Genomic DNA, 7,785 nt, shown 5'->3' with positions numbered 1-7,785 from the left:
ATAGTACGCAATATCAATTCTATTACTAATTTAAATACTTTAGGTCATATTACACTTTTATCCTTGGCTCTTGCGGCTATTGCTGATAATCAAAAGGATAAAATTAGGTCCTTAACTAAGTTTAAAAAAGCTTCATAGTAATTTCAGAGCCTACTCTTTTGGTTTTTAGAATTCAGAAATACCAACCTTAGCTTTGCTATGCACTTTTTGTTTTATTTTCTTTTAAAATTTCCATTTTCAAGACAAAACCTATTATTTTATGTCTGTTCTAGATGAGTATATATTTGATATTTAATTTTAAAGTTTCTCTAGTCAAATTTTATTAATTATGCTCATCTCTATTAAAGGTAAAAATTATTTGTATATTGATAGAAATATTTTTTTAGCAGAATGTAAAGGTAGTCTTTATCCAGTTTATGTTTATTGACGTTTTGAATCCATACAGGATTTGATGATATGCTTAAAAGACATTTAGTAAGGTAGAATTCGATTATTTTATCATCAGATAGATTTTCTATCTTTACCTTTTCGTTAAGACATTTAATTGCATATCTTGATATTGCTGCAACAGTTTTTTCAAGTCTTTGAGAGTATGGTGTATAATTTAGAGTGCTTTCTAAAGAGATTGAATAAAATTTGGGAACATTTACTGTCAACATGGCAAATCACCTCCGTTGATTGTTTTATGTATATTATTAAATGAATAATTAAGAAATCAAGTGTTTTTTAGAACTAACGAGAACTTTTTATTATTTGGTATGCTTATTTAATCTTGGTAAGATAGATGAGGGTATGAGCAATAAAGGAATTTTTGTAATTCAGGATATTATTGTTCATACCTTCTTGTGGAGCCATAATTTATATGGGATGTAGGAACTACAACAAAGTGGGTAATGCAATATAAAAAACTTGAAATAGTTTTAAAGTAACTTGTATCATACCTCAGATAATTCTTTATGGAGGTATGTAAGACATGAATATAAAGGTGCTTAAAGTTGCGGGAGACAGCAATATCAATGCTGTTGTAGATGTAGCATTAGAAGAGATAAAGCAAAACTTGGCTGTAAATATCGATTGTATCGGCATGAAGGCCGGCTATCAGACGGTAAAAGTTTTAATTTCGTTTACGGAAAGGTTAGTTAAGATGGGCTACAAATTTTATATAAGACCTTTTTATGTAAAGGTAGACACAGTAACCCATGAAAATGATGCTGTCGCTAAGACAGCCATACGCTGGACTATAATTGCAAAAAAGAAATAGTATAGTTCTTGTAGTTACAATTAAGACGTGGTAACATGAAGGCATATTGCTGAAAGGGGCACACCTTTCTTATACTGCATATAGAGATATAAGGGGGATGTGCTTTTTGTTTATAAATTAGGGGTAGAAGGTAAAAATAAAGGCACAAATAAATATCTGCTAATGGCATAGGGATAGGTGAATGAAAGAATCAGTGTTAGATTCATAAGAATAGGAGTATATTGAAACAAAACTTATTTATCTTGCCCTAAGAGCCAACTGACACTTACATTTAATACTTGAGATAAGGCTACTAGTTCGATATCGGTTATAATCCTTTTCTTCTGTTCGAGTTTTGAAATACTTGCTCTATCCACATAGACTGCCAATGTCTCAAGTTTTACTGACAGTTCCTGCTGTGTCATATTATTTTTTAACCTTGCAATTTTAATTCTAGAGCCCGCAATATTGCGCTCTTCGGAATCTAATATTAATTTCATAATATACCATCCTTTGTTCTTTATTGGAACACTTGTATTTTATCCAAGGTTGTGCAATAATATGTTCTAATAAAGAACAATCAGAAAATTTGGGGGCTAATTGTAATGTATAAGGTAAGATATGGAACTAAGGAGATAATTCGAATCGTTTTGAATCATGAAAATAAGATTCAGTACAGCAACATTAATAATGGAGAAGCCTATAATTACCTCAAAAAATTGCATATTTTAGATAGGCTATCTAAAAATTCATATGTTCAATATAATTATGGCAAGCATTGGGTGACCATTAATAAAATTATTATTGCCAACCAAAAGTATTATGTAATTACCATTGATTCAAGTAACTATAAATGCAATAGATGCAGTAAAGTATTAGTAGATTCAGTTACAGGATTATACAACAGAAACTATTGGAAACAGATTAACAATGGCTCGATATATCATCATCCTTATAGCAAAAAAGATTTCTCTCTAATATTCATCGATATAGATAACTTAAAAGAAATTAATGATTCTTTTGGACATTTAATAGGTGATAAGGCAATTGAAATAGTAGGACAGGCGATTAAAAATAGTATAAGAAAAGAGGATTTAGGGATAAGGTATGGGGGCGACGAATTCATTATTTTACTTTTTAATCAGCATAAAAAGGCAGCGAAAAGAGTAACAGAGAGAATTAGGAGAGAGATTCATAAACTAGCAGTAGAACAAGGGCTGAATATTCAAATCAGTGCGGGAATAGCCTGCACTGATTGTTTAGTAGATTTGGAGGATATGACAAAAATGGCAGATAAAAATTTATATAGAGAAAAGAAAACGAAGAAAGAACAAAAAGAACAGAATAATAAAGTTAATAATTTAGCAAAGGAGATTAGAGAAATAAGAGATGAACTAAACAGAAAAATTGATGGAAAGAGCAAAATATTTACTGGTACAGAGATATTAGAACTAAGTCAGAAGTTAGATAAACTTATTGTAAATTATTTAGAAAAGGAGTAATATGCTTTATTCATCTTATTTTTTTGTCGCATGAAAACCCACCAAAGCCCTTGTACCTTAAGCCTTTACCCTAATTTCACTAATATACATAATTATAGGGTTAAGGGATTAAGGATATAGTGTTAAGGGTGTAAAAAGTAAACTTGACATAGGGATATTATAGTAATTACAATATAAATCCAAATCCGATATCAGGTTTTGTCATAGCATCTTTTCTTTGGGGAACTGTCTACTTTTTTAGTAGGCAGTTTTTTTAAATGACAAATTTAAAACAGCATGGCTAGCAAAGGGGAAATAAAAAAATTCTTTAAAACATACAAAATAGGACTAAAGACCTATACAAAATCGATTCTGCCTATTTTTCATGTGTTATGCTCAAAAATAGAAGGGGAGAAAAACGAGATATGGATTATTAAAGAAGGTTTTTAAAATCTTGTAAATCACCTTACTTTTTAAAAACATGTGTTATGTTCAATAATAGAGGGTCGGAAAAGGAGATGATTCTATGGTAAGGATTAGGGCACCAAGTACCAAAGAAGTAAAAGAGGCATTTTGCCGAATGCCCCTTTTACAGTGGAAATTTATAAAAATAAATTTATTAATAAGTATTATATCAAAAAGCAAGGGAGAAATGAAATATGAAAAAAATAATCAATCGTAAAGTTTATAATACAGAAACGGCGGAATTATTGGGCAAATACTGGAATGGTCTTGGCAATGATGACTTTAATTATTTGCATGAAGAATTATATATAACCAAAAAAGGTAGTATGTTCCTATGTTATTCAGGTGGTGCCTTATCAAAGTATGGAGAGTCAGGTTATGGATGTGGATGGGGGACCGAAGGTATTATTCCTTTAGAACCAGAGGAAGCATATGAATGGCTTGAAAAAAATGATTGCCATGAAGCAATTGAGAAGTATTTTGCAGATAAATTAGAAGAAGCATAATAAATTTAATGTAAAAGTGGATTAGAAAACATTTTGTGAGGAATGACTGGGTGCTCCACTAGTGGAGCACTTCCAGCATAATAAAAAAAGGAAATATGAATTCAATATTAAAAATAAAAGGAGAGATGAACCATGAGACAATTAGAAATGGTAATTAGTGCTGAAAATAAAAAGGCGGTTAAGAATAGAACAAGTAAAAGACTAATCAAAGTCAATTATCTTCTATCTGAAGATGGCAGAGAGGTGGAACTGTATAGTGTTGTTAGCAAAGGCATGCTCCAAAGTATTCAAGTTGTAGCAGGCAATGATGAAATTGCATATTTGGAAGAATGTAAATACGATAAAGACTGCTATAATATAGGGTTTTACTGCATTAAAGAATTTATGAATTCAATGGGTGAATTCGAAGTTACCGGCATACCAACAGAATACTACGATTATGATGAAGAATGTAGGTGCTGTACAGGGAATCTAGTCATTAAGTTCTTTAGTAAACCCATGACATTTGAAGAATTATTATCATGGGAAAGAAATAGACAAACAAGACTAAAGCAAGACGAAGGAAATATATTGCAAGACTATTGTTTGAAGAAGTTTGAATGGAACAAAGAAATGATAATTTGGACAAAAGAATATGGAAGCAATAGTTTAAAGAACCTTTCAAATACAACAAGTCAAGCAGATATTTTATATATATACGAAAGGGCTCAGAGGGAACTGCCAGGTTTTGAAATTATTCCGAGAGAATGGTTTGAGTATAAGGTCCTTAATACAGGAGCAATTAACATACCAAACATTGATGCAATCGAAGCAGAAATTCAGGAGTATAGAAAGCAAGGATATGATGCATCAATTAAGAACTTAATAAATGATGAAGAAGATAAGCCGATTTCTGTAATATTTATTGAAAACTATCTAGGGAAAAACACACTGATGAAGCGTATAGATGAATTAATTTAAAATATAGTAAAGAAAATAAAAGACCCTAGTAAAAGAAAAGCAGAAGGCAGCATTAGGTAAAATGCACCTTCTGCAAACAAAATATGTACTTAATAAAAACATCTATAACAAATTATACAATAAAGTTGAGAAAAGTAAATAATTATAGGCGGAACCCCACAGTGGCAGCATATGCGTAAAAGTTGTTTTTCTTAATAGTAATTCGGTTACAACAGGGTTTAGAATGCTTGAGCAAAATAGTAGCCAATTTACAGATGAGCATCTTGTAAGTTAAAGAAACTAAAAAGTAATAAATGCACTTTCATAAGATAATTGCTACATAGCATTTCTCTTATGAGAGGCTAATAAATGGACCAGATATTATTAAAGAAAATTTTGGATTTTATATTTAATAAAGCGAAAAAACTCTAATGAAAACTTGATTATATCCGCTTGATAGATAAAATGTTAAAAACCAAAGGAAATTATTAACTTCAAACAAAGGAGAGATGTATTATGAACAATATTTTTTCAAAATCTAGTATTTCTTTTATGGTTATTAAAAAACATTTTGAATACAATTCTAATAGAATAGATGATTGTTTCAAAAAGAATGGAAGGTATCCAACATTTACGGTAAAGCCTATATATGATGACTTTAGAAACTATTTACTAAATTTAGGGAATGTACCATATTCTTTGTCTACTCCATATAGGGAAATCGCAAAATATGCAGGTGAAAATGATAGGGAATATTTAAATAATATTATTAAGAATTATGCTAATATCCGATTAGCAGGTGGCTTTGTAAAATATTTAAACAGCAACAGTGCAGAAAAGGTGCTGGGTAAGTTTTTAGTATATTATGGCGAAGTACTCTCAAACAAGGTTGTTGATTATGATGGAATTAAAAGTGAATACTTCTATAGATTGAATAGTGGAAGACTCAATTTTGTTGACGACAGTGATAGCGATATTGATTTGGTTAATAATTTTATTATTAGAAATAGAAATGAAAAAGATAATGATGGTAAATCAGATTATATTACTACATCTTTCTATTTGGCTGTAAAATTTAAACCAGGACTGATAATAGGAACACAATTGGGCGACTATGTTATTAATAAAGATGATAATAGTAAGCATAAATTTCATATAGATTTATCCGACTTGATGAAAGAAAGAGCACGCAGTATAGAATCTATTTATTACTATACATCTGGCGATATTGAGTTGAAAATGGATAATCATAATATTAAAGAAATTAAAGAGATTGAACCATCATTTCAAAATATAAAAATCAATAGACTTTATTGCTGATAATTGATAAGTAGTCCAAATAAAAGCACACTCCTTAAGAGATGTGCTTTTATTATAACAAATTAATGGTCGATAAAATGCCGTAATTCTGTTGAGGATTATAAAGATATGTCGTAAAATGGAATTAACAGTATTTGGACAAAGGGTGATATCTGTGAAAAAAGAATCTAGAGATATAAAGAAAATGACAAATGTAGAAGATATAATAGAAGCCCATAAAAGAGCGATAAAATTGGTACCTGTAAATTGGAAGGGCAGAGAATTAAAAATACCTGTTTATTATAGCATGAATGCTGCAATCGCTTATGAAAAGGCCTTTGAAGAAACAGAAAGTTATAGAAAATCATTCTGCACAATGGCTTTGAAAATAATCAACAATAATAAAAAAGTTATTTACCAGGGAGATGACTTCCTTATTCTTGATTTAGACGACATAGAGGGTTTATCAGATAATGACTTGCAAAAAGTAGGAGAAGAAATAATAAATAGTTCAGACTATTTAAAAGGATTTGCCGAAGAGGTATCTGAAGAAACAGATGACTTCTTCAAAAAATTCTATTTGATACATAAAAAAGAAACAGAAAAGTATAGAGAACATATGAAAAAAGTAGCAGAGCAATTAAAGCCTAAATTAGATTTTGCTGACTACTATAAAAACTTACTGCCAGGCATAGAGTTAGTATCAAAACTAAGTAGAATAACAGAAACAGTAAGACCTCCTTTGGTTGATATGGCAATATATCAAAACATTATAGGCAATTCAGCGTTGATGGAATTGGCGGCTACTGCAAGTAAGATGGGGAATATGATAGGTACATATATGGAAGTTATTAACCCAATACAAAGGAACATAAGTAAATCGATAATAGAAATACAGCCTATATTAGCACCAGCAACGAGTGTTGCTAACGAAACAATTAAAAACTATTATTCTGAAATAAATGCAATAAGGGATATATTACAGCCAATCAACATGGAATATGTTAAAACGGCATTAGAAAGTCAAGAAGCACTTAGAAATGTCATGAATAGTGGCATTCAGAGCCATATGCAAGTATTTGGAGCAGAATTAAACAAAATACTTAACTTCACACATCATGACAAGTTATTTAATTTTGCAAATGTGCAGCAGGATATCATTGGCAATATAAGACCGTTTTTATTGGAGACACAGCAAATTCTGTTTGCAAGAAAAAATATTAGCGATAATTTAAATAAAAAGGCAAAAACCATGCTCCAATTTGGATGGTGGTTTATTAGTTCCCTTCCCATAGAAATAATAAACTATATCTATAAAAATAAAGAAACTCTAAAGCAGAAGGATGTAGATAAAATAATATCTGACTATTATAAATCTGGTGAATACAAAGAACTTGAAGAGATAATAAACGAATGGAATGAATTAGGGTATTTTAATAAATGGGAAAAGAAGGTTAAAGATGCTTTCTATGCTCATAAATTAGAAATGTATTCCCTATCAGTTCCAGTATGGGCGCTAATGATTGAAGGCATCATTCGGGACTTTATGAGGGGAAATTATGATGTAACGGCATTTAAATTTGGTATCTTGTATGACAATTTTAAAGAGAAAGCAAAGGAACTAGATGGATTTATTGTTAGTTATGCTTTTAATTGTATGGATTCATTCTATGTCAGATTTAATCCCGAAAAACCAGATGGGGTACATGATTTTAGCAGGCACAAAATATTTCATGGACAGGCTGTTAACTATGACACTGAAATAAATTCATTAAAATTGATGCTGTATTTAGATGAACTATTTTATATGGCATTGTCTTTGAAAAATCCTATTATTGCATAATAAAGGACTAAT

Annotated in this window: 9 protein-coding genes; 7 read left to right on the top strand and 2 right to left on the bottom strand. The window is 30.4% G+C overall.

From position 1 onward, the window contains the following. Positions 1 to 341 precede the first annotated feature (341 nt). Positions 342 to 659 (bottom strand): hypothetical protein, encoded by a 318-nt coding sequence (locus tag BLV37_RS07315; RefSeq protein WP_091729379.1) that lies wholly within the window; start codon positions 657 to 659, stop codon positions 342 to 344. 314 nt (positions 660 to 973) lie between these two features. Here BLV37_RS07315 and BLV37_RS07310 point away from each other — a divergent pair, with 314 nt between their 5' ends. Beyond that, on the top strand, positions 974 to 1,261 hold the full coding sequence (locus BLV37_RS07310; RefSeq protein WP_091729376.1) for a stage V sporulation protein S: 288 nt from the start codon (positions 974 to 976) through the stop codon (positions 1,259 to 1,261). 233 nt (positions 1,262 to 1,494) lie between these two features. Here BLV37_RS07310 and BLV37_RS07305 read toward each other — a convergent pair whose 3' ends face one another. Continuing rightward, positions 1,495 to 1,740 (bottom strand): helix-turn-helix domain-containing protein, encoded by a 246-nt coding sequence (locus tag BLV37_RS07305; protein WP_091729373.1) that lies wholly within the window; start codon positions 1,738 to 1,740, stop codon positions 1,495 to 1,497. A 105-nt stretch (positions 1,741 to 1,845) separates the two neighbouring features. On the opposite strand from BLV37_RS07305, the gene BLV37_RS07300 reads away from it, so the two are divergent. From BLV37_RS07300 to BLV37_RS07280, 6 genes are all read left to right on the top strand, one after another. After that, on the top strand, positions 1,846 to 2,742 hold the full coding sequence (locus BLV37_RS07300) for a diguanylate cyclase (RefSeq protein WP_091729371.1): 897 nt from the start codon (positions 1,846 to 1,848) through the stop codon (positions 2,740 to 2,742). Positions 2,743 to 3,247: 505 nt separating this feature from the next. Next, positions 3,248 to 3,403: a hypothetical protein gene (locus BLV37_RS15050; protein ID WP_176967915.1), complete on the top strand. Its 156-nt coding sequence runs from the start codon at positions 3,248 to 3,250 to the stop codon at positions 3,401 to 3,403. Further along, positions 3,381 to 3,692 carry a hypothetical protein gene (locus BLV37_RS07295; protein ID WP_091729368.1) on the top strand — a complete coding sequence of 104 codons (312 nt, stop codon included), beginning with the start codon at positions 3,381 to 3,383 and terminating at the stop codon, positions 3,690 to 3,692. Before BLV37_RS15050 ends, BLV37_RS07295 begins: the two co-directional genes overlap by 23 nt. A gap of 132 nt (positions 3,693 to 3,824) precedes the next feature. Further along, positions 3,825 to 4,652 (top strand): hypothetical protein, encoded by an 828-nt coding sequence (locus tag BLV37_RS07290; RefSeq protein WP_091729366.1) that lies wholly within the window; start codon positions 3,825 to 3,827, stop codon positions 4,650 to 4,652. A 495-nt stretch (positions 4,653 to 5,147) separates the two neighbouring features. After that, entirely contained in the window at positions 5,148 to 5,951 is an 804-nt protein-coding gene (locus tag BLV37_RS07285; RefSeq protein ID WP_091729363.1) for a hypothetical protein, read from the top strand. A 118-nt stretch (positions 5,952 to 6,069) separates the two neighbouring features. Further along, positions 6,070 to 7,773 (top strand): hypothetical protein, encoded by a 1,704-nt coding sequence (locus BLV37_RS07280; protein WP_176967914.1) that lies wholly within the window; start codon positions 6,070 to 6,072, stop codon positions 7,771 to 7,773. The last annotated feature ends 12 nt before the right edge of the window (positions 7,774 to 7,785 follow it).

Origin of the sequence: Proteiniborus ethanoligenes (assembly GCF_900107485.1) — a bacterium.
Taxonomy (GTDB): Bacteria; Bacillota; Clostridia; order Tissierellales; family Proteiniboraceae; genus Proteiniborus; species Proteiniborus ethanoligenes.
Note: the sequence above shows the minus strand (reverse complement) of the source record. Positions and strands in the feature narration are given on the sequence as shown.

Excerpts from the sequence above, each read along its gene's own strand:
- BLV37_RS07315 (WP_091729379.1), bottom strand. The coding sequence starts at position 659 with ATGTTGACAGTAAATGTTCCCAAATTTTATTCAATCTCTTTAGAAAGC.
- BLV37_RS07310 (WP_091729376.1), top strand. The coding sequence starts at position 974 with ATGAATATAAAGGTGCTTAAAGTTGCGGGAGACAGCAATATCAATGCT.
- BLV37_RS07305 (WP_091729373.1), bottom strand. The coding sequence starts at position 1,740 with ATGAAATTAATATTAGATTCCGAAGAGCGCAATATTGCGGGCTCTAGA.
- BLV37_RS07300 (WP_091729371.1), top strand. The coding sequence starts at position 1,846 with ATGTATAAGGTAAGATATGGAACTAAGGAGATAATTCGAATCGTTTTG.
- BLV37_RS15050 (WP_176967915.1), top strand. The coding sequence starts at position 3,248 with ATGGTAAGGATTAGGGCACCAAGTACCAAAGAAGTAAAAGAGGCATTT.
- BLV37_RS07295 (WP_091729368.1), top strand. The coding sequence starts at position 3,381 with ATGAAAAAAATAATCAATCGTAAAGTTTATAATACAGAAACGGCGGAA.
- BLV37_RS07290 (WP_091729366.1), top strand. The coding sequence starts at position 3,825 with ATGAGACAATTAGAAATGGTAATTAGTGCTGAAAATAAAAAGGCGGTT.
- BLV37_RS07285 (WP_091729363.1), top strand. The coding sequence starts at position 5,148 with ATGAACAATATTTTTTCAAAATCTAGTATTTCTTTTATGGTTATTAAA.
- BLV37_RS07280 (WP_176967914.1), top strand. The coding sequence starts at position 6,070 with ATGGAATTAACAGTATTTGGACAAAGGGTGATATCTGTGAAAAAAGAA.